Raw genomic sequence first — 18,934 nt, 5'->3', positions numbered from 1 at the left:
TCTAGTTTATCGTTTACACCGTGGTTTTTCCCATCTTTTGAAACAGTCGAGCTTCTTCCCTTTCATTTGCTTTTCTAATAATAAGCAATAGACACACCTCGTTATCAAATTAAATAAGCAAGATAGTATATGTGTAATTGTAACTAAAGGTGTGATAGGGGACTGTCAATAATTTTGTGTAAACGACGAATCCCTTTTCTTGCAGACTATCATTTAAGCAATCGTTTTAAGCATGCCTGCGAGCTCTGTGCGCTTTATGTACTTCTCTTGATCTGTTTGTTTATTGAACGATTCAATTGGATTCTATGTATTTTAATAATTATTTTGATTGAAAATAGGATGGATTTCGTTACTTCTAGACTTCCAGGGAGAAATGCTTTTGCTTTACCCTACCCTTAAAAAAGAGTAGCCTTTTCAAAATCAACTTTCCAAGCTACATCAGAATAAGAAAAAATTTTAACCTTAACAAATTTTTAATGACGTGGAATATAAGTAACAAGCCCTGAACATATATGCAGCGGATCTAGGGCTTTTTATTATGCACTCTTTATATGATTTGATTTTCGGATTGTAGCCATGTTCTACTTTAATAAACGCCTGCGCTACTTCTGCCGACTCAAGCGATGTGAATACGCCTATATATGCGGCTGTCCCTTGCGCTTTTCCACACACTAAAGCCAAGCACTTTCACGGTTGTTTCCGTTACCTAAAGGTCGATCGATCATTTATATGAAAGATGCCTGGCTAAACAGTGTTTCGATTGAGTTAGCTGATTTCATTAAACGTTCGGCCAAACAAGGGCGCGTGCATTATGTTCTGGAGTATGAGGCGCTTAGTATTGAATCACAGGAGGAATTGCTGTCAATTTCATTGTCAGTTGCTATCAAGACTGGTTTTACATGAATAAAGGAAAATTAACACAAATTATGTATGATGAAGGCTATTTCTTTATGAAATTTAATATTAAGCCGGCTAAAGGGACAATGAGCAAGAGATCTCCTGTTTACAACAATCCTCAAAGCATCATAAATAATTGACCGAAGCATTGGCAGTAAAAATAGACCGCCCACTCAATTAAAGTAGGCGGTTTTTATTATGCGCTATACGATATAATCCTTGGATTGTACCCATGCTCAAACTGAATAAGTGCCCGCGCTTCTTCGGCGAATTCAAGAGACGTAAACACGCCTGTATAACCACGGTTGTTGTTTGCTCCTTTACGCGCATTGAATCCAAGCTTTTTGGCTGCTTCTTGTGCCGCTTCCGGAGATCCAAATGTACCTGTGTAAGTACGGAACTGGCTTGGCGTTCAACAAGCGATTTCTTTTTAAAGAATCTCTTCGATCTAGCGAAAGCAAGAAAAGTGTGCAATGCCAGAATAAGTTTTTGCATATAACAGGTAATTAATGAGACACAGATTTTGAGCAATGTTGTGATACACAAAAATAATAGGATTTTGCCTAAAAAAAGCTGTTCAAAAAACAGCTCAAAAACGATCGTTTTTGAGACAAACAGGATACTAAAAAATAGCCTTCAATTAAATGGACAATGCACCTGTAATAATACCAACTACTATCATAACAAGAGCACTGCCAGCAGCATATTTAGTAGAGAATTTAATATGATCACGGAAACTTACACCAACAAGTCCGATTAATACATAAACAGAGCCAACAAGCGGACTTAGCAAATGAAGAGGCTGTCCAAGAAGTGACGCTTGTGCAATTTCCAGCTTATCGATCCCAACTTGTGAAGCAGCTTCAGCCAGGATAGGAACAATACCAAAATAGTAAGGGTCATTTGCCATAAAGAAAGTGAATGGCATGCTCGTTAAACCCACAATTAATGGAAGCTGCGGAGCAAGGAAATCCGGAATCACTTTGACTATAGAGGTTGCCATGGCATCTACCATTCCAGTGCCTTCTAATATTCCAGCGAATGCTCCTCCAGCAAATATAAGCGAAACAACTGTCAAAACATTCCCAGCATGTGCTTCGATTCTTGCTTTTTGATCGCTTAAATTCGGGTAATTGACAATGGTCACGATAACGTATCCAAGCATGAACAAAGCAGGTAATGGAAGAACAGCTGTTAATAATCCTACAACTAATAAAATGGTAACAAACAAATTAAACCAAAATAGCTTAGGTCTTTTTAATGATTCAGCTGACTCGGTCACAGTTGCTGCCATTTCATCTTCCACTTCATGATCAACAGATATTTTTTGAATACCCAGCCGTTTTCTTTCTCTTAAGCCAAAGAAAACACCTAAGCCTACTACATAAAGAGCCGCTGCGATAATGGAAGGAATCAGCGGGGCAAGTACTGTCATTGCTTCATAATTAAAAACAGACATAATACGTGCAGTCGGTCCACCCCAAGGAAGCACATTCATAATTCCCATCGACATTGCAGGTAAACAGGCGAGGATCAGTTTATTCATGCCTAAACGTTCATAGAGGGGTAAAAATGCTGTGACAACAATTAGATACGTAATAGTTCCATCGCCGTCTAAACCGACCAGCAAAGAAAGAATAGCTGTTCCAACCGTTATTTTTAGAGGGTCACCTTTTGAAATTTTAACCACCTTATTAACTAATGGATCAAACATTCCCGCATCAATTAACGTTCCAAAATACAATATAGCGAAAGTCACCATAATGGCGGTTGAAGCTACCGTTTCAGCTCCACCTATAATCATGTCGCCCACATCTGTGAAGCCTGCAAAAAGAGCAAACACGGCTGGAATTAATATAAGCGCATGCAGAGCGTTCATTCTATTACTCATAATTAAATACATAAAAACGACGATCATTAAAAAACCTAAAAATGTTAGCATTTGCTTCCCCCCTCTTTTTGGATAGCGCTTTCATGAGGTAGATAAGAAAAGGCTCTCTAAGCCTTTTCTTATCCCAGTTTTACCTGCCCTGCTGGTTTACAATGGAGCTCTGAATTTGGGCCAGCTTTCAACAAAAAGCTTCCTCCGTCATGTCCAATTGTTTCCTTTACCTCTTTTGCTGCCTCAAGCAATTTATCCAAATCTATTCCTGTCTCGATACCCATTTCATGGAAGGCATGAACGAGATCTTCAGAGGCAATATTACCTGCTGCATTTGGTGCGTATGGGCAGCCGCCAAGACCTGCTGCTGAACTATCAAAAATGGTAACACCCTGCTGGAGTGCTGCTACTGCATTCGCAAATGCCATCCCCCTTGTATTATGAAGGTGCATAGAAAATACGAATTCTGGAAACTCCTGTTTCATTACACCTAAAACATCGTAAATGAGTTTTGGATCACCTGTACCGCTTGTATCCGCTAAAGAAATCTCAGTTACCCCCATTTTGCGGTAATCTTCAAGGATTGAAAGCAATCGTTCCACAGGTACTTTTCCTTCAAAAGGACATCCGAAAGCAACTGAGATTGATCCGCTGATTTCAACATTGCTTTTATGGGCCAAATCAACAATTGGGAGAAGTTTTGCCTGCGCGTCTTTTACCGTGGCATTAGAATTTGCCAGGCTGTGAGAATCCGTCGCAGAAAGTAACAATTTCAGCTTTTTCACACCCGCACCAATGGCTCGTTCTGCTCCCCTCACATTCGGAATTAAGGCACGAAATTTTACATCTGTTAAATCTTGAACACTTTTTACAACCTCTTCTGCATCCTTCAGCTGAGGAATGGCTTTTGGATGAACGAACGAAGTAACTTCAATATGCTTAATCCCTGTCTCAACAAAACGATGAATTAGGCGAATCTTTTGTTCCGTTGGAATCCATTTACGTTCCATTTGAAACCCATCTCGCGGGCACACTTCCCAAATTGTCGCTTTTTTAGGAAGCATCAATGTATTTTCTATCATGTTAGATGACTCCTTTTTCATATAATTGTTCAATTTGTTCTTCCGTTAACCCAATTTCATTTCTAAGAATTTCTTCATTATGTTCGCCAAGATCAGGCGCGCGGTGTCTAATTTTGCCCGGAGTAGCAGAAAACTTTGGCACGATACCAGGCACTTTTACAGCTCCAAGACGGGGATGTTCCACTTCCAAAATGTTTTCCCGCGCTTTGTACTGTGGATTATTGAAAATATCTTCAATACTTAGAATTGGGGAAACTGGCACGCCGTCAGTATCCATTTTTTCAAGAAGCTCATCATTGTTAAGACTCCTGATAAACTCTTTCACAATCTTTTGCAAATCTTCATCATTTTGCATCCGTTCCATATTTGTTTTATATCGTGGATCATCAATTAAATCGGCTCTTCCCATTGATTCTGCCAATCTAGTCCATGTTTTTTCTGTACTGCAGACAAGAACCACCCATTTGCCATCTTTGGTCTGATACGTACCCGCCGGACTCGAATGCCCTGCCAACATCGGGCTTCTTTCTCTTACTTTCCCCAATTGATCATGCTCGGCAATGAGGAACTCCATCATTCGGAACATCGCTTCGTATAACCCTAATTCAACGACTTGTCCTTCTGCATTGTTTTTATCTCTATGGTAAAGAGCGCTTACAGTTCCAAAAGCCACAAAAATTCCTGAAACATAATCCAACAATGAAAAAGCGGGGCTTACAGGGGGTCTGTCTGAAAATCCCTGCAAGTACGTGTAACCTGAAAAAGCAGTGCACGGGGTTCCAAAGCCTGCTTTCCCTGCATAAGGACCTGTCTGACCATAGCCAGATTGTCTTGTTAAAACGATATTAGGGTTTACTTCTTTCAGGACTTCATATCCTAGACCCCATTTCTCCAATGTACCAGGACGAAAATTTTCGATAATTGCATCTGCTGTTCTGACTAATTCTTTAAAAATTTCTCTTCCTTCTTCTGTACGAATATCAAGGGTTAAAGAACGTTTATTTCTTGAAAGTCCGGGCCACCTTAACGATTCTTCACCTTTCCAAGGCCCAAGCCCTCTTGTAGCATCTCCTTTGCCAGGGAGTTCAACTTTTATCACTTCAGCTCCCAAATCTCCAAGCAGGCAGGCTGCAAAAGGTGCAGCAATAACACTAGAGACATCAATAATTTTTAATCCTGTTAATGGTCCAAAGTTTTTTTGCGCCATAATTATTTCCTCCATTTAAACTGGTCTTATGGTTTACTGGTCAGACCGGTTTGATTAATTGCAATTATGCACTACTTTTTTGAAAGCGTCAACATATTTTTCAAAATTAAAACCCTATCTTTAAAAGATAGGGTCAAGAAAATAGGTTACTGGTTATTTAAAATGCTCTCCCGTAATCGTTTTAAATGTGCAGCCATTGCTTCTGATGCTTCTTTTGGTTTCCGTCTTTTCACTGCATCAAAAATGGCTCTGTGTTCTGCAGTTGAACGTTCAAGCCTGTCAGGTGATAACAATGTTTTCAGCCGTATCTGCTGAAGCATATTTAAATTTGTTTCAAGTGTAGTTACAAGCACGAAATTATGAGTGGCTTCTGCCAGTGCCAAATGAAACATACTGTCCCGCACCAGCTTTTCATCAATATCTTTTCGTTCTGCTTCTACTTTCAACAAAGCTTTTTCCATTTTTAATATATCTTCTTCGGTAGCTCGCTCACAAGCCAGCGCGGCAATACTAGGCTCAATCATTTCACGGACTTCTAAAAAATAAATAATGGAAGTTGTTTTCATGAGATCTACAGGATCAAAGCTGTATTCCATTACAAGGCGCTGGTCGACATTTTGTACATAACGTCCACCGCCTGGTTTTGCAATCACAACTCCTTCAGCTTCTAGCACCCGAAGAGCTTCTCGCAGTGAAGTTCTGCTGCATCCAAGCATAGCAGAAAGATCCCGCTCGCCAGGCAGTTTCTCACCGGGAAGTATCTTTCCTTCTTGAATCAGTTCTCTAATTTGCTCTACAATTTGTTCGTATACTCTTGCATATTTAATATTAGTAAATAAGTTATTTTCCACAGTACGCCACCTTTCATTCCGCAGCAGCAATCAATTCATATTTAAAATCACTATACCATACTTTTGAGAAAGAATTATCATTGCTTACATGTTGAATCACTGAAAATACAGATTCTGCAATTTTCATTACTGTGTGGAGACGGATTTGACAAAAAATACTCCTTGTAAATCGATTCAAGACAGTTTCATATTAAATCATTACTTGTTTAAAAATTCTATTCGTCAAAAAATGAAGCAACTATATTAGATCGAGCTGCTTCATGCTAGTAAAGTGTTTGGCGTTCAAAATAAATTCCGCGTAAAATTGTGCTTTCAAGCTCACCCGCCATTAACCGAACGCCCGCTTCATCGATAAATTGCTTTCATCACGAAAGACAGCAACCAGGTTGATCATGCTGGCAGAAGCTTCGAGCAGTTCGTCGATTACCTGCTCCACCTCTTCTTCCTCTCTTAATTCTGGCGGCTTAAACCAGCAATACTGTTCAACATGTTCTATTGTTTCGCAGGCTTCTTTTTTGACCAGCTGCTGCCTGCCACATAATCATTGGTCCATTTAAGAAAGGAATGCTTACATGGCCGGTCAATGTCTCCCATGTTTTAAAGTAAAACTGCGTACCATCCAGGTTGTTTGTGATATGAGGATACGTATCATCCCGTATGCGGCGAGTGCCAGCCTCCCACTTGGCAACTGAGTGCTCTGAAAAAGGTATCTTCATTTGTTCGCTAAAGCCTTTCTGTGAATAACCTTTTCTGATACGCGCCGAGCAATTTTCTCCCCGAGCTCAATTCGATTTCCCCTTTTTGTCTGTAAGCTTGTATTTCTCTTAGACAATCTTTGAAGTAAGCTAAGTCTAGAAATAAAGTTTTTAATGAACCTCTCTTTTCGTTGCTGTTTCAGCAACATATTAAAGCTGCAGATTTGGCAAGTTATAAAAATAGGGATTAAATAAACAAGCTATAGCGTGTATTATTTTTATATATAAGAAGGTCTTAAGTCTTTATTAAAAGGGGGAAAATCATGGAGGTTCGTTACTGCTTTATCTTGTGGACACCAATTAGAAATTCACAACATAAGAGGAGAAGATCGGAAAGCCTGTCCTAGTTGCAGCTACGTCTTTTGGGGCAATTATAGTATTGGCGTTGGCGCATTGATAATAAAGGATGGAAAGATCCTGCTAGTTCGCCGCTCTCAAAATCCAGGTTAAGGGTTATGGTCTAACCCCGGTGGATACATTGAACAACATCAATCAATCGAAAAAACGATTATTCGTGAAGTACTTGAGGAAACAGGGATTACTTCAAAAGTGAATGGAATTATAGCCGTGGGAGATATGCCTCGCGATGTACATAATGTTTATCTTGTATTTTTAATGGATTATGTCGAAGGAGATCCACAACCAGATAACGTAGAGGTAGACGGTGCTGGTTTTTATAGCTTAGAGGAGATAAATTCCATGAACGTGGCTGAGTTAACTCGTGAGCTGGCACGTATCGCATTTGAGCAGCCTTCTCACGGATTAAAAGCCAATCCGGTAAATATGGTTTCCCTCCCTACTTATGGTTTGTACGGTATACAGTCTTTGGTTTAACAGTCCATTCATTGCTAAAGCAACGGAATTATTAGGTGAATAGACTTCTGCGGTTCATTTCTTTTTTAGGTAGCCTTCAAGTTATTTTAGCAACCCTATTCAAGCTAACTGCACTGGTTTGCATGAGCAAATGGTCAGCCGGCACAAGCTGGTCGAGCGCGAACCTCTATTTGGTTCCGCCGGTCTTCAGGGCATTTTGATAACATACAAATTCCCCCACTAGATTTTGGTGTTTTTATTGTACAAAAAAAGCTTGTAGACATTATCTTCAAAATGAAGACTTTGCCTACAAGCTGAAGCGCGCACTTTTCAATAATGAATTGTCCGCGCTTTTTTTATTTTAAACAGGATACATTACTTATATACTTTTACACGCTGATCAAGCGGCGCAAACTCTTTGTCGCCAGCAGGCGCTGTTGGTTTGCCAAATGGCATTTGGGCGATAAGCTTCCAGTCTTCCGAAATGTTCCATTCAGCTGCGACTTTTTCATCAATTAATGGATTGTAGTGCTGAAGTGTAGCGCCGAAGCCCTCACTTTCAAGCGCTGTCCAAATCGCAAATTGAAGCATACCGGATGACTGGTTAGACCAGATCGGGAAGTTTTCCGCATAAGCAGCAAACTGATCCTGGAAGCCACGGATAATCGATTGGTCCTCAAAAAATAATATAGTTCCATAGCCCGCCTGGAACATATCCATTTTTTCTTGTGTGGGAGCAAATTTTTCTTCTGGCACAATGCCTTTTAATGTTTCTGTTGTAATGTTCCATAATGTATCGTGCTGTTCACCTAAAAGAACAACAACACGGGCTGTCTGTGAATTAAAAGAAGATGGCACATGTTTAACCGCAAATTCAACAATCTCCTGAATTCGTTCGTCTGATGCGACAGATTCCTTGGAAATTGCGTAATAAGAGCGGCGATTTTGGACAGCCGTGTAAAAATCTACTTGTGTAGAAGCGTTTGACATATTTATGTACCCCATTTCGTTTTTTGTTACTTTTATAAACAAAGTATAAAAAAGTACCTGTATTTAGTCAAGTAACTTGATTCGAAAAATGCAAAAACATTATATTGGCATGAAATGGCGTATACTAGAAGGATATAAAAGAGGTGAGGATAATATGAATCTTTGTCCAAAAGTAGAAAAAGCGATGCAGCTTTTAGGCAAACGATGGATGGGCTTTGCGATTAAGCAGTTTTTAGATCGACCACAGCGCTTTTCTGAAATTAAAGCCGGATTTTCGATCAGTGGAAAGCTGCTGACAGAACGGTTGAAAGAGCTGGAATAAGAAGGAAGGGTCTTGCGAAAGGTATATGCAGAAGTGCCGGTCCGAGTTGAGTATACATTAACGGAAAAGGGCGCGCTAAAAGCGAAGATTAATGAAACAGAGCACTGGGCACATAAATAGTTTCAGATAGAAATTTCTTTAAAAGGAAGTCTCATCTGGTAATTCTCTACTTCTATCCTTTCTTTTTGATGTGTTTTGTTACATACTCAAAAGAACATATATTCCTAAAAATGCAAATTAGAAAAGAAGCGTCCCTTATGACCTATGTGAAATCCCACCTTGAAGTCTTTATTGAGAATTTGTATACAAAAATTTCTATTATTTCTCCTAAGCAGCTAAAATTCGAGTTAATTGTCAAGAAGCTCTATATAGAGGTGGAATATAGTCATAAGACAAGCAAGTGCACAGAGATCGGTGATATTATGATGATCAGGCTTAATAAAACATATCTAAAGCAGAACGTTTGCTCATGAGGTTTGTCATCTATTAAGAACACTCAGGTCAATCAAATCGTGCTGTCCTTCCCTTTTGTGCAGCTGCAAGAGTGGCAAGGTAAGACATTCACCCTCTCTCCACTTCTGCATGCCGACTTTTATGCCTGAAAAATTCGATCTACCTTTTAATAAACGGCTGGCCATTAATGAAGCTGCACAACTATTTAACTTTGAGTATTCCTTTGCCGAGAAGCGTCTTGCTCTCTGGGAGATTCAAATGATGGTGGTTAGGTATGGAAAATCCTCTTCTTTTCTATAAAACGGGATTTTTCAGTTTGATTTATCACTTATTATTTGCAGTGTGGCTCATCTTGCTTAATTTATAATACCTCAGCAGAATTATTACTTATGCGTTATTTATTTTTCCGAAGAAAATAAATATGGAATAAAAACCTCATATCTCCTCTGATTTCATTACGAACCTAATTGCTCTTCCAACTAATACTGAAAGAACTGATATATGACTTTCCTTTGCGAAAACTTCATATTTTACTTTTAGTTTTTCCAACTCAAGCGTCTGTAATCTATCAGCAAGTTTTTCAGTTCTTCCCTGGTCAAATCCATTAGAGCCAAGTTCAAGTTCTCCCATTGTAAGTAATAACTGTGTCTCTTGATTCATATGTACTTTCGAACAAAATATTTTTTCCTTTTCTACTATTTGTTTCTCGTTCCACGCAATTGAAGGGCTTCCTGCGATATAATTCTGGAAGCTATTTGGATTTGTAAAAAAAGCATTTAGTACAAATAATCCACCCAGTGAATGACCGAATAATGTTTGCTTCCGAGTGTTTATTGAATAATTATTTTCTATAAACGGTTTTAATTTTGTTTCTATAAATTCAAGAAATTTTGAAGCGCCTCCTTGCTCTGGCCATGACTTCCCATCAGGTAATGGCGGCAATTCTTCCGCTGAAACGAAAAATGTCAAATCATAGTGGCGATTCTTGTGAAACGGCAAATCCGTATCATATCCAATACCTACAACAATTGATGGTTCAACGTCCGGCATCATCGATTGTGCACGCACCGCTTCCGTAAATGTACCAAAAATAGAATTAGCATCAAGAATGTAAAAAACGGGATAGCCCTCGGGAGGAGTAGGTTGAGAAGGTAAAGACACAAAAATGTGATATTCACGATTATTAAATGAAATGATATGCCGAAAGGCTCTTGGCAATATTACTTCCTGACTGTTTGTCATTTTCTATTGCCTCCAATTTGTTAAGATAGCTCCGTAAGACCGAATCGTTATTGATGATGATTATCGATATCAATTAAATTATCATAATTATTTTACTGTGTATAGAGTAAATTTCCTGCTTTAGATACTGAAAAAGTATCTACAAGGATTATAAGTGAGGTTTTAATTTAAATATGAATTTGCTTTAGAGCGCCTGCACCGTTAAGTTATTCAGCAAGCCTTCATTTCCTGTACATAAATTACTTGTCAGTATTTGTCGATCGAAAAAGATAGCAACCAATCCTTTTTCACAGGAAAATAGATTTAGTTAATTTACTGAAAGAGGAGAAAAATTTTGCTTAAAAAGAAATTATTTAAACCAGTTGCCGCGTCCCTTCTGTCTGTTTCATTGCTCGCTGGATCATTTACACCGGTATTTAACGATCTATCTTCTCAAACTGCTGAAGCTGCACTGCCAAAAGCAGCTACTAAAGTGACAGTTAAAGAAGTTGTTGACGGTGATACCGTTAAGGTTGTGTATAAAGGAAAAACAGAAACAGTTCGTATGATCTTGATTGATACGCCAGAAACAAAAGATCCAAAAAAATGCGTTCAATTATATGGTCCAGAAGCAACTGCCTATACAAAGAAATACCTACTTGATAAAACAAAGACTGTTAGTATTGAACTTGATAAAGATACTCGAGACCAATACGGCCGCCTTCTTGCTTACGTGTATGTAAATGAAACCATGTTCAACGAACTGTTAATTCAAAACGGATTGGCTAGAATCACTGTTTTTGAGCCTAACACAAAGTACCTTAAAAAATTACAGGACAGCGAAACGAAAGCGAAAGCAGCTAAAAAAGGGATTTGGTCAAATCCAAATGCAATCAAAGGCGGCTGTGCTCCAAAACCGGCTCCGAAGCCAAAACCAGCGCCTGCACCGAAGCCAGCACCAAAACCGGCTCCTGCACCAGCAAAGAAAGAAATATTCAAAAACTGCACAGAGATGCGTAAGAAGTACCCAGATGGTGTCAGAAAAGGACACCCTGCTTATGATGCAAAGCATGATCGTGACAAAGACGGATGGGCTTGCGAAAGATAAAATAAAGCAATTTTCTAAATTAAAAGCTGTATCAGCATGATAACTGATACGGCTTTTTCGTATAACTTGACCGACAATAAAGTGAAGTTGCAAAGAAGTATTATTGATCTTTACAGTAAGCAGTAGACCACCCCTGTTGATTAAAGGAAAATTTATTTAAACAAAATCTAATTTTGGTGGTGAGCCTGAAGTGACATTATGGAAGGAACTTATGCTAAATGGCTCCGTAAAGCTCTTTATGAGCAATAAAGTTTTAGATAAGTATACAGCTAATTTATCACATGAAGGATTTAAAATATATACGTTTGATTGTTCCAAGTGGAACTCAAAAAACTATCATCATGATTTGGCAACTGTTCTTGGTTTTCCAGGCTATTACGGAGAAAATTTAGATGCCTTTAACGATTGCTTATCAGACATGGTTGAAGAAGAAACAGATTTTGTTTTAGTATTCAAAAATTATGAGTTTTTCGCCAAACAAGACTCAGAAACAGCATTTCATTTATTAGATATTATTCAAATAAACTCCTGGCAATTTTTAATTGAAGGTGTAAAATTGTTATCCTTTGTCCAATCAAACGACGCTGCTATGAATTTTCCCAATCTAGGTGCAATATCTGCCGAATGGAACGATGACGAGTGGCTGGATGAAAGTAGAGGGCTGTAACTATCTTTTTAAGAAAGTTTTAATTTACTTAATCAATAGTTGACCGATACTATTAAGTAAAAGGCTTTTCAATAACTTACTTAAAAGAAGGCTCGTTCAAGAATAATACAGATTTTTTTGTTTAACTAACTAAGCAGATATGAAGAAGTATAGTATAGGAATAGAAATCCATTTGGTAAAGTATAGTTAAAAATATTTTTTGTAATAAGGAGCCGTGTACAAATGACAACTCCAAAAACTTTAGGAACTTGCGATAAGGGGCACCAATTCTTTAAAAGTAGCGATTGTCCAAGCTGCCCGACTTGTGAGAAAGAACGCAAACCTAACAGTGGCTTTCTTTCACGACTTGGAGCACCAGCAAAAAGAGCGTTAGAAAACAATGGAATTACGACTCTGGAACAACTATCTAAATTTACTGAAAAAGAGATTTTGCAATTACATGGAATGGGACCATCTTCTTTACCTAAACTTAGGGTTGCATTAGAGGAAGAAGGGTTATCATTCAGAAACCAAACAAAATAATTATAGGAAAGAAAGGGAAGCCATCAGGAGCAGGATTTTATGCTTAAAGTAACGGGTATCGTTATTTCAAAAAGGAACAGAAAAGCCGGACTAAAAACCGGCTTTTTCCTTTAATAAAAAATCAATACTACCGTTTAACAGCTTCTAAAATATTAAAAGCAAAACAACTCAAATTGTTAATCAACAGTTCGTCCCTACAGGTGGGCTGCACTATACTTGGCTTAGACAATGGTTGAGCGACAAATCCAGAACAGAAGAAAGCTGCGTGGTAAAGCTCAAGCAGCTTTAGATCGAGCTGAACAGCGCCTATCTGGCTATTTGTGAAGAATAAGCCTCTCGAAGCTTATAAATGTATATAACGAGCTGGTGGTCGCTTTTATTTATGCGCAGACAGAGAAACAGGAAAAGTTGAATAACATGCTTGGGATGGTCGGCCTATAGTGCAGCCTTACAGGCGGATACAGGAATAATCCTGTTTTAAACCTCAAATGATTTAATTGGATTTATAACCAAAAAAAGTATTTTGTATGATAAAATAGACCTTGTTTTAATTTGAGGAGGAAACTATTTATGATTAAAAACGTAGTAAGTCTGATTCTGACTCTGTGTCTCTTTTTAACCGGTTCGAGCTTTGCTTCTGCCGCTTTCAAAGATGCCGGTCGTGAGCACTGGGCTGTAGATGAGATTACATATTTAACAGGAAAAAAAGTCATCAGTGGTTTTAACGACGGATCCTTTCGTCCTCAGGCATCCGTAACAAGGCTGCAGGCAATGATTTTGATGGCACGGGCGCTGAATTTGGATCTGTCAAACCGTCCGGATCCGGGATTTAAAGATCTGTCAAAAATGAACAACGGTTATCTATACGCAGCAGCTGTAATGGATGAAGGCCTTTTTCCAAAGAGTACATACTTAAAACCAAATGAACCAATGTCACGCGAACTAATGGCTAGAATGATTGTATCGGGATTCAAACTGAAATCCACAAAACAAGCCGGGTTTAAAGATGTTTCCGCTAGCTACTGGGCAAGTCCATATATTTCTGCTCTCGCGGAACACAACATTACTCTTGGTTATCCGGATGGTACATTCAGACCTTCCGCCACCCTGACGCGCGCGCAGTTTTCTGTTTTTCTGGCCAAAGCGATGAATAATGACTACAAAACATTCACATTTTCAAATCAGGAATACAGGTTTAGCATTGAACTGCCGAACTATATGTCATCAAAAGTTGTTTTTGAAGACGGAATGGGATCGGCCGAAGATGATATCTTTTCCGTCAGCTTCTTTTACGACAATCCTTCTTACCTGGGATATGAGCCGTTCGCCGGGTCCATTCATATTATTCCGGCCTCCCTCTGGTACGGATACTATGACAGCGCTCCTTTTTATCTGATTAAAAAGGCGAACGGCTATTATTACTGTTACCAGAGCCAGAGCGAAGATCCTTATTATCCGTCTTACAATAATACCCGTGAATCACGTGCATATATGCAAATTCATGACCGCCTGGAAAAAGCGATTAAAAATATCAAAGTATATTAATTAAAGCGTATCCGCAGTCTCAAAGGCTGTGGATACGCTTTAATTAAAAAAGAACCAAGAGCTAAAAATAGCCAGGTTCTTTATAAATGCAACAAAATTGCATGATAGGCTGCATCTACCTTTAAAAAACAACCTCTAAAATTTAAATATTTGGTCTTTGTTATTTACTATGTAGCTTGGAATGCTGCACTAATTCATGATTAATAAAACATAAAATCATTGTGCGATATACTTCCTCAATAATATCAAGGTTCACATTATTTTCACTCGCAAGATTTCTTACTTTTTCAATTACTGCTTCTACCCTTTTTGGTGCTTTAACATCATCGGTATCTTTTTTAAACTTTGCAGTTTGTTCAACGTATCTACTTCTCTCACTTATCAATTTTACAATTTGATCATCCAGTTGATCGATGCTTTCTCTTACTTCAGATATGCTTACACACTTCCTCATCCATATAACCCTCACTTTTCCTTTTAAAAAATATTATGACAGTAACGATCTACTATAAACAAAAAATCTGGCAGAAAGTCCATCTCATCATCTTCTTTCCGAAATAACCCTCCAGACGGTTTTTTCGCCTAATATGACATTAGCTTAAACAGGCGACTTTCTTGTTTTAAAGTGACGATCTTCGGATTTTGCCCGGCTTTTCCTTCTTGTTTTGTTGTCGCAAACGCTCACCCTTCTTAATCTTTAATCTAATGTTTTTTATTCATTTCTTTTATACTCCTGGAAATTAAATTAGATGTACTGTTATTTATACATAAAATGCATAGAAATGATTGACAGTCAGTCATAATTGGATTATATTTAATAAATTAAATTTTTAATATTCATTACGAGGAAGTGTGTTGATGGACAAGAAAGAAAAGATCATCCAATCAGCTATTCAAGTGTTTCAGGAAAAAGGCGTTGAAAAAAGCAAGGTGTCGGACATTGTTCGACGAGCTGGTATTGCTCAAGGAACCTTCTACCTATATTTCCCTTCCCGGCTGGCTGTTATGCCGGATATCGCTTCATTTATAGTAGGTGAGATCCTTCAAACGCTGGAAGAGAAAATCGACCAAAATCAAGCGTTTGAGCGTCAACTAGAACAACTAGTCAATGCTGTTTTTACGCTGACGGATGAAAAAAGAGATTTGGTTGCTTTGCTTTACGCGGGACTCGCTCAAACAGAGTATATCAAACAATGGGAAGACATTTACGCCCCCTATTACAAATGGATGGCAGAATTTTTAAGACAGGCACAGCAGCTTCAAAATATTCGCCCCACTATAAATGTGGAACGAACTGCAAAATTGATGATTGCGCTCATAGAAACTACCTCTGAACAATTATATCTTTATGATGATTGTCAAGAAGAGGAAATTAACTTGCAAAAAAAAGAATTATTGCAGTTTATGCACCATGCCCTCATATTGCCTCGCTAATTTATGAGACTTTTTCTTTCTATAAAAATGACTGACAATCAGTCAAAAAGGAGTTTAAAAGGTGAAAAAAGAATGGATCTATGTAATGTTAACTTGCTTGATGGAGCTCCTTTGGTTAATGGGGTTCAATATTGCTTTCGCCTGGTGGCATTGGCTATTGATTGCCGGAGTTATCAGTATTGATTTTTATTTTCTTTCAAAAGCCTGTGAAAACCTGCCTGCTGGCACCGTCTATGCCATATTTGCAGGTATAGGCACATTGGGAACTGCCTTAATGGATTATGTTCTCTTTAAGGGAGAAATTGATGCTGCTAAAATTTTCTTTATGCTGATTTTAGTGGCCGGCGTGATTGGGCTAAAACTTTCTGATCAGCACCCGGAAGCTAAGCAAGGAGGACGTACATAATGGGTTGGTTATTTGTACTGGCTGCATCTATTGCTGAGATCACCGGTGTAATCGGGCTGCGTCTATTCAGCAACAAAAAGGGTTGGAAAAATTTCATTTTATATATTGGGGGATTTGGGCTATCGTTTATTTTATTGTATAACTCATTTCAATATCTTCAGTTGAGCGTTGCCTACGCTGTATGGGTAGGGGTCGGTACTGTAGGAGCTGTGTCGGTGAATATTCTGTTCTTCGGAGAGTCAAAAGATATATCCCGGATTGTCAGTATGGGAGCCATCATTATCGGAGTCATCGGGCTAAAAGCAGTTTCTTAACTTTTGGAGTTATATATGACGCCGAATCAAAAAAGATCTCAGTCTTTATCCATTTATGTAATTTTGAATTACTCAAAACATTGGAGAAGTAAGAATAATAACAAAAAATATGCTATACTCAATTTAACAAAATAGGAATATTTTTTAAAAATGAATTTATCAGGCTGATAATAATAATTTAAAGGAGCTTTTTATGAAAAATAAAATAGCTTACGGTGTGCTCGGATTATCAATAGCAGCATCCGGAACATTAGGAACTTACTTTGCCCTTACATATGATGACGATAAAGTGGCAGTGGCAGTGGCAGCGACAGAAACAAAAGAATCAAACCCAGAAATCGTTGAGTACACGGTTAGCGCTAATGATATTGCTAAATCTGCGAAAGAAATTGGGGAAATAAAAGATGAGGATGCTTTAAAATCCATCATGGAATATATGTCTTTGCAAAAGGTTAACTTTGGCGATGAGACATTCACCCCTCGCGGCATTGATGGAAGCAGTATAAAGCGTATTTAAATGACAAAAGAGAATATAATGTACTTACATCAAAGCCTTGACTCCATTACTATTTCTAAAAACAATAGGACTGATGGTTATGATTACGAAAGTATCTTAAATAGATGGATGGCCGAAGATTTCTCTAATATAACAATAGAAATCGAAATCCTTTTAGGTCTTTATAATAATGGTCTTTATACTGGTGACAAGATAACAAAGAAAAGCGAAGCTGAAGAACAAGAATATATCTCGCACTTTTTCAATTAATAGTTGATCAAGACAAGTAAGCTACGAGCTTTTCGCAGCTTACTTTTTTTATATTTTTCAAAAAATGCAGCATACTTCCTTTATGTTGTGTTCACTTTTAATATCTGAAGGGTTTTTATACTATATTCATTCAAACTCCCACTAGGATGGATTCACAAAGTGTGGAAGCATTGTGCATATATTTTTATGCATAGAGAATTGTGGGTTATCTGAGAGACCGGCGATACTAGTTCCTTCATAGCCGATTCCAAAAGCGCTTGTATCTTGATCTGCTTTTCCTACAATTGTTTCTGTGATTTTTTCTTTAAAATCTAATATCCATCTCCAATTTAGTGTGACGGGGCTTGTTCCCCCGCCAGTTGATAATCTGATTACCCTGCCCACTCCCTGGTTTGACGACTTCGTGCAGCTTACCGCCCTTAACCACGTGTACGGCTTTTTTCATTAAATTAATCTCAGCAGTAGGCTTTTTCACCTCCACAAGAGGGCCTCCAGTCTGTTACAACAAACTCGTCGATACTATCTTAAAAAGCTGGGGAGCTTCCTCGGCTTTTTTGTATAAAATGTTATCTAGTGGACCATAATGATACAGCTACTACCCAAACCCAACTCCAATAACGCTTAATCTTGTGGACAGTCAGGTCCCTCATACCTGGCTGCTTTTTTATGCAAATCTCTATCGCCGCTTCGCCAGTTTTAAATATTCCAGTATCTACTGCTGCTCAATTACTGTTCTACGGCATGCCATTTTTGCTTTTCTCCCGTCAATTCTTCAAACCATTTCTTGTCTTTTGTCTGAAGTGCTAAATCAATAAGTGTTGTTTTGTCCTGATATTGATTAAACAACTCAACGGCTGATACCAGTTGAACCGGCATATATGACCTCACCTTTGGCTTAATCCATTCCCATTGGTTGTTTGTGACCTGGATTATTTGCTTAACCTGAATGTGTCTGTCCGAATAACCCACTTTCGTTACATAACCGACTGTTTTGCTGTATTTTCCATTGACATCTGCGATGACCCAATCTCCTTCTAAAAATCGCAACTTCTCCACTCCCTTTAGAAAAGTTTTATCTGTCTGAAGAACCGCCACTCTTCTAGGTCGCCGAAAATTCCTTTTAAAAGTACCTGGTCCGGCACGATCTCTTCCGTTACAATTTCTGCTTCAGGCTTAACGATCTTTAAATTTTTAAATCAGTGTATGGGAAAACATCTCAACATATGTTTAATATTTGCTAATATATACATCTCTACATGTAGCTTTTAAACGACATGTTAAGTAAAAATACTAAGAGTTCCAGTTCCATATAATTAATATTCATTGTATATTTTTTACAATTTGAATTTTTATTGAAATATTTTTATGTATTGCCGAAAATTAGACATCTAACATTAATAAAATTCGAATGAAGAATTGCTCTTTATGAAAATCACGGTTATATTGCTACGTTTTATTTACCTTCCCTTGGCAGGCCTCTTTGTTCTCCCAATGTATCTTTTTAGGAGCTGGAAGGTCTTTAATAAGCTTTTTTTAAATTGTTCTTCGAAGAAGCACCGAAAGATCACTTGAGGAAAATACGATAGGTATGGGAAGTTCTAATAAACAAAGTCATAATAAAAAACAAAGCTGGATTCATTATCTCTCCAGCTTTGACTCATGCTATCCAACAATCTGATCATCCCCGGACAATCTCTGT

20 protein-coding genes and 1 pseudogene are annotated in these 18,934 nt (G+C 38.2%); 11 read left to right on the top strand and 10 right to left on the bottom strand.

All coding sequences use genetic code 11. The features are described from left to right. Positions 1-1,537 precede the first annotated feature (1,537 nt). The 5 genes from VP97_RS04485 to VP97_RS23690 form a co-directional block, all read right to left on the bottom strand. Positions 1,538-2,839: a CitMHS family transporter gene (locus VP97_RS04485; RefSeq protein WP_050180492.1), complete on the bottom strand. Its 1,302-nt coding sequence runs from the start codon at positions 2,837-2,839 to the stop codon at positions 1,538-1,540. Positions 2,840-2,907: 68 nt separating this feature from the next. Continuing rightward, positions 2,908-3,861: a hydroxymethylglutaryl-CoA lyase gene (locus VP97_RS04480; protein WP_082220226.1), complete on the bottom strand. Its 954-nt coding sequence runs from the start codon at positions 3,859-3,861 to the stop codon at positions 2,908-2,910. Between the two features lies 1 nt (position 3,862). Continuing rightward, on the bottom strand, positions 3,863-5,068 hold the full coding sequence (locus tag VP97_RS04475) for a CaiB/BaiF CoA transferase family protein (RefSeq protein WP_050180491.1): 1,206 nt from the start codon (positions 5,066-5,068) through the stop codon (positions 3,863-3,865). A gap of 146 nt (positions 5,069-5,214) precedes the next feature. Then, positions 5,215-5,919, bottom strand: coding sequence for a FadR/GntR family transcriptional regulator (locus VP97_RS04470; protein WP_050180490.1), 705 nt, complete (start codon positions 5,917-5,919; stop codon positions 5,215-5,217). A gap of 482 nt (positions 5,920-6,401) precedes the next feature. Beyond that, complete coding sequence (locus VP97_RS23690) at positions 6,402-6,635, bottom strand: hypothetical protein (RefSeq protein WP_156153410.1); 234 nt, start codon at positions 6,633-6,635, stop codon at positions 6,402-6,404. A gap of 516 nt (positions 6,636-7,151) precedes the next feature. On the opposite strand from VP97_RS23690, the gene VP97_RS23685 reads away from it, so the two are divergent. Continuing rightward, on the top strand, positions 7,152-7,508 hold the full coding sequence (locus tag VP97_RS23685; RefSeq protein ID WP_156153409.1) for an NUDIX domain-containing protein: 357 nt from the start codon (positions 7,152-7,154) through the stop codon (positions 7,506-7,508). 354 nt (positions 7,509-7,862) lie between these two features. Here VP97_RS23685 and VP97_RS04460 read toward each other — a convergent pair whose 3' ends face one another. Further along, positions 7,863-8,477, bottom strand: a complete 615-nt coding sequence (locus VP97_RS04460; RefSeq protein ID WP_050180489.1) for a nitroreductase family protein — start codon at positions 8,475-8,477, stop codon at positions 7,863-7,865. Between the two features lie 109 nt (positions 8,478-8,586). Here VP97_RS04460 and VP97_RS04455 point away from each other — a divergent pair. Further along, positions 8,587-8,919: pseudogene (locus tag VP97_RS04455) on the top strand (winged helix-turn-helix transcriptional regulator). 768 nt (positions 8,920-9,687) lie between these two features. On the opposite strand, the gene VP97_RS04445 reads toward VP97_RS04455, so the two are convergent. Beyond that, positions 9,688-10,494 (bottom strand): alpha/beta hydrolase, encoded by an 807-nt coding sequence (locus tag VP97_RS04445; RefSeq protein ID WP_050180487.1) that lies wholly within the window; start codon positions 10,492-10,494, stop codon positions 9,688-9,690. A gap of 334 nt (positions 10,495-10,828) precedes the next feature. Here VP97_RS04445 and VP97_RS04440 point away from each other — a divergent pair, with 334 nt between their 5' ends. The 4 genes from VP97_RS04440 to VP97_RS04425 all read left to right on the top strand — a co-directional run bounded on the left by VP97_RS04440 (position 10,829) and on the right by VP97_RS04425 (position 14,315). Further along, positions 10,829-11,581: a thermonuclease family protein gene (locus tag VP97_RS04440; protein ID WP_050180486.1), complete on the top strand. Its 753-nt coding sequence runs from the start codon at positions 10,829-10,831 to the stop codon at positions 11,579-11,581. Between the two features lie 190 nt (positions 11,582-11,771). Next, positions 11,772-12,248, top strand: a complete 477-nt coding sequence (locus VP97_RS04435) for a barstar family protein (RefSeq protein WP_050180485.1) — start codon at positions 11,772-11,774, stop codon at positions 12,246-12,248. A gap of 222 nt (positions 12,249-12,470) precedes the next feature. Further along, positions 12,471-12,770: an RNA polymerase alpha subunit C-terminal domain-containing protein gene (locus VP97_RS04430; protein WP_050180484.1), complete on the top strand. Its 300-nt coding sequence runs from the start codon at positions 12,471-12,473 to the stop codon at positions 12,768-12,770. A 570-nt stretch (positions 12,771-13,340) separates the two neighbouring features. Beyond that, complete coding sequence (locus tag VP97_RS04425; protein ID WP_050180483.1) at positions 13,341-14,315, top strand: S-layer homology domain-containing protein; 975 nt, start codon at positions 13,341-13,343, stop codon at positions 14,313-14,315. A gap of 160 nt (positions 14,316-14,475) precedes the next feature. Here VP97_RS04425 and VP97_RS04420 read toward each other — a convergent pair whose 3' ends face one another. Then, positions 14,476-14,769: a chorismate mutase gene (locus VP97_RS04420; RefSeq protein ID WP_050180482.1), complete on the bottom strand. Its 294-nt coding sequence runs from the start codon at positions 14,767-14,769 to the stop codon at positions 14,476-14,478. A gap of 401 nt (positions 14,770-15,170) precedes the next feature. On the opposite strand from VP97_RS04420, the gene VP97_RS04415 reads away from it, so the two are divergent. The 5 genes from VP97_RS04415 (at position 15,171) to VP97_RS04395 (ending at position 17,235) form a co-directional block, all read left to right on the top strand. Then, on the top strand, positions 15,171-15,749 hold the full coding sequence (locus tag VP97_RS04415) for a TetR/AcrR family transcriptional regulator (RefSeq protein WP_172656735.1): 579 nt from the start codon (positions 15,171-15,173) through the stop codon (positions 15,747-15,749). A gap of 61 nt (positions 15,750-15,810) precedes the next feature. Further along, the gene (locus VP97_RS04410; RefSeq protein ID WP_281175075.1) at positions 15,811-16,155 is read left to right on the top strand and encodes a DMT family transporter; all 345 of its coding nucleotides are present in this window, start codon (positions 15,811-15,813) and stop codon (positions 16,153-16,155) included. Continuing rightward, positions 16,155-16,469 (top strand): DMT family transporter, encoded by a 315-nt coding sequence (locus VP97_RS04405; protein ID WP_050180480.1) that lies wholly within the window; start codon positions 16,155-16,157, stop codon positions 16,467-16,469. The genes VP97_RS04410 and VP97_RS04405 overlap by 1 nt, the downstream gene beginning before the upstream one ends. Positions 16,470-16,662: 193 nt before the next feature. Further along, positions 16,663-16,986 (top strand): hypothetical protein, encoded by a 324-nt coding sequence (locus VP97_RS04400; RefSeq protein ID WP_050180479.1) that lies wholly within the window; start codon positions 16,663-16,665, stop codon positions 16,984-16,986. Next, entirely contained in the window at positions 16,987-17,235 is a 249-nt protein-coding gene (locus tag VP97_RS04395; RefSeq protein ID WP_050180478.1) for a DUF6241 domain-containing protein, read from the top strand. 304 nt (positions 17,236-17,539) lie between these two features. Here VP97_RS04395 and VP97_RS23680 read toward each other — a convergent pair whose 3' ends face one another. Beyond that, complete coding sequence (locus tag VP97_RS23680; RefSeq protein ID WP_156153408.1) at positions 17,540-17,716, bottom strand: DUF3954 domain-containing protein; 177 nt, start codon at positions 17,714-17,716, stop codon at positions 17,540-17,542. A 245-nt stretch (positions 17,717-17,961) separates the two neighbouring features. Continuing rightward, complete coding sequence (locus VP97_RS04390; RefSeq protein WP_050180477.1) at positions 17,962-18,282, bottom strand: IDEAL domain-containing protein; 321 nt, start codon at positions 18,280-18,282, stop codon at positions 17,962-17,964. Between the last annotated feature and the right edge of the window lie 652 nt (positions 18,283-18,934).

The organism is Domibacillus robiginosus (genome assembly GCF_000966195.1).
GTDB lineage: Bacteria > Bacillota > Bacilli > Bacillales > Domibacillaceae > Domibacillus > Domibacillus robiginosus.
Note: the sequence above shows the minus strand (reverse complement) of the source record. Positions and strands in the feature narration are given on the sequence as shown.

Bases quoted from the DNA above. Each gene is read 5' to 3' on its own strand.
- VP97_RS23690 (WP_156153410.1), bottom strand. From the start codon at position 6,635: ATGAAGATACCTTTTTCAGAGCACTCAGTTGCCAAGTGGGAGGCTGGC.
- VP97_RS04480 (WP_082220226.1), bottom strand. From the start codon at position 3,861: ATGATAGAAAATACATTGATGCTTCCTAAAAAAGCGACAATTTGGGAA.
- VP97_RS04485 (WP_050180492.1), bottom strand. From the start codon at position 2,839: ATGCTAACATTTTTAGGTTTTTTAATGATCGTCGTTTTTATGTATTTA.
- VP97_RS04395 (WP_050180478.1), top strand. From the start codon at position 16,987: ATGACAAAAGAGAATATAATGTACTTACATCAAAGCCTTGACTCCATT.
- VP97_RS04405 (WP_050180480.1), top strand. From the start codon at position 16,155: ATGGGTTGGTTATTTGTACTGGCTGCATCTATTGCTGAGATCACCGGT.
- VP97_RS04445 (WP_050180487.1), bottom strand. From the start codon at position 10,494: ATGACAAACAGTCAGGAAGTAATATTGCCAAGAGCCTTTCGGCATATC.
- VP97_RS04430 (WP_050180484.1), top strand. From the start codon at position 12,471: ATGACAACTCCAAAAACTTTAGGAACTTGCGATAAGGGGCACCAATTC.
- VP97_RS04400 (WP_050180479.1), top strand. From the start codon at position 16,663: ATGAAAAATAAAATAGCTTACGGTGTGCTCGGATTATCAATAGCAGCA.
- VP97_RS04475 (WP_050180491.1), bottom strand. From the start codon at position 5,068: ATGGCGCAAAAAAACTTTGGACCATTAACAGGATTAAAAATTATTGAT.
- VP97_RS04425 (WP_050180483.1), top strand. From the start codon at position 13,341: ATGATTAAAAACGTAGTAAGTCTGATTCTGACTCTGTGTCTCTTTTTA.
- VP97_RS04460 (WP_050180489.1), bottom strand. From the start codon at position 8,477: ATGTCAAACGCTTCTACACAAGTAGATTTTTACACGGCTGTCCAAAAT.
- VP97_RS04420 (WP_050180482.1), bottom strand. From the start codon at position 14,769: ATGAGGAAGTGTGTAAGCATATCTGAAGTAAGAGAAAGCATCGATCAA.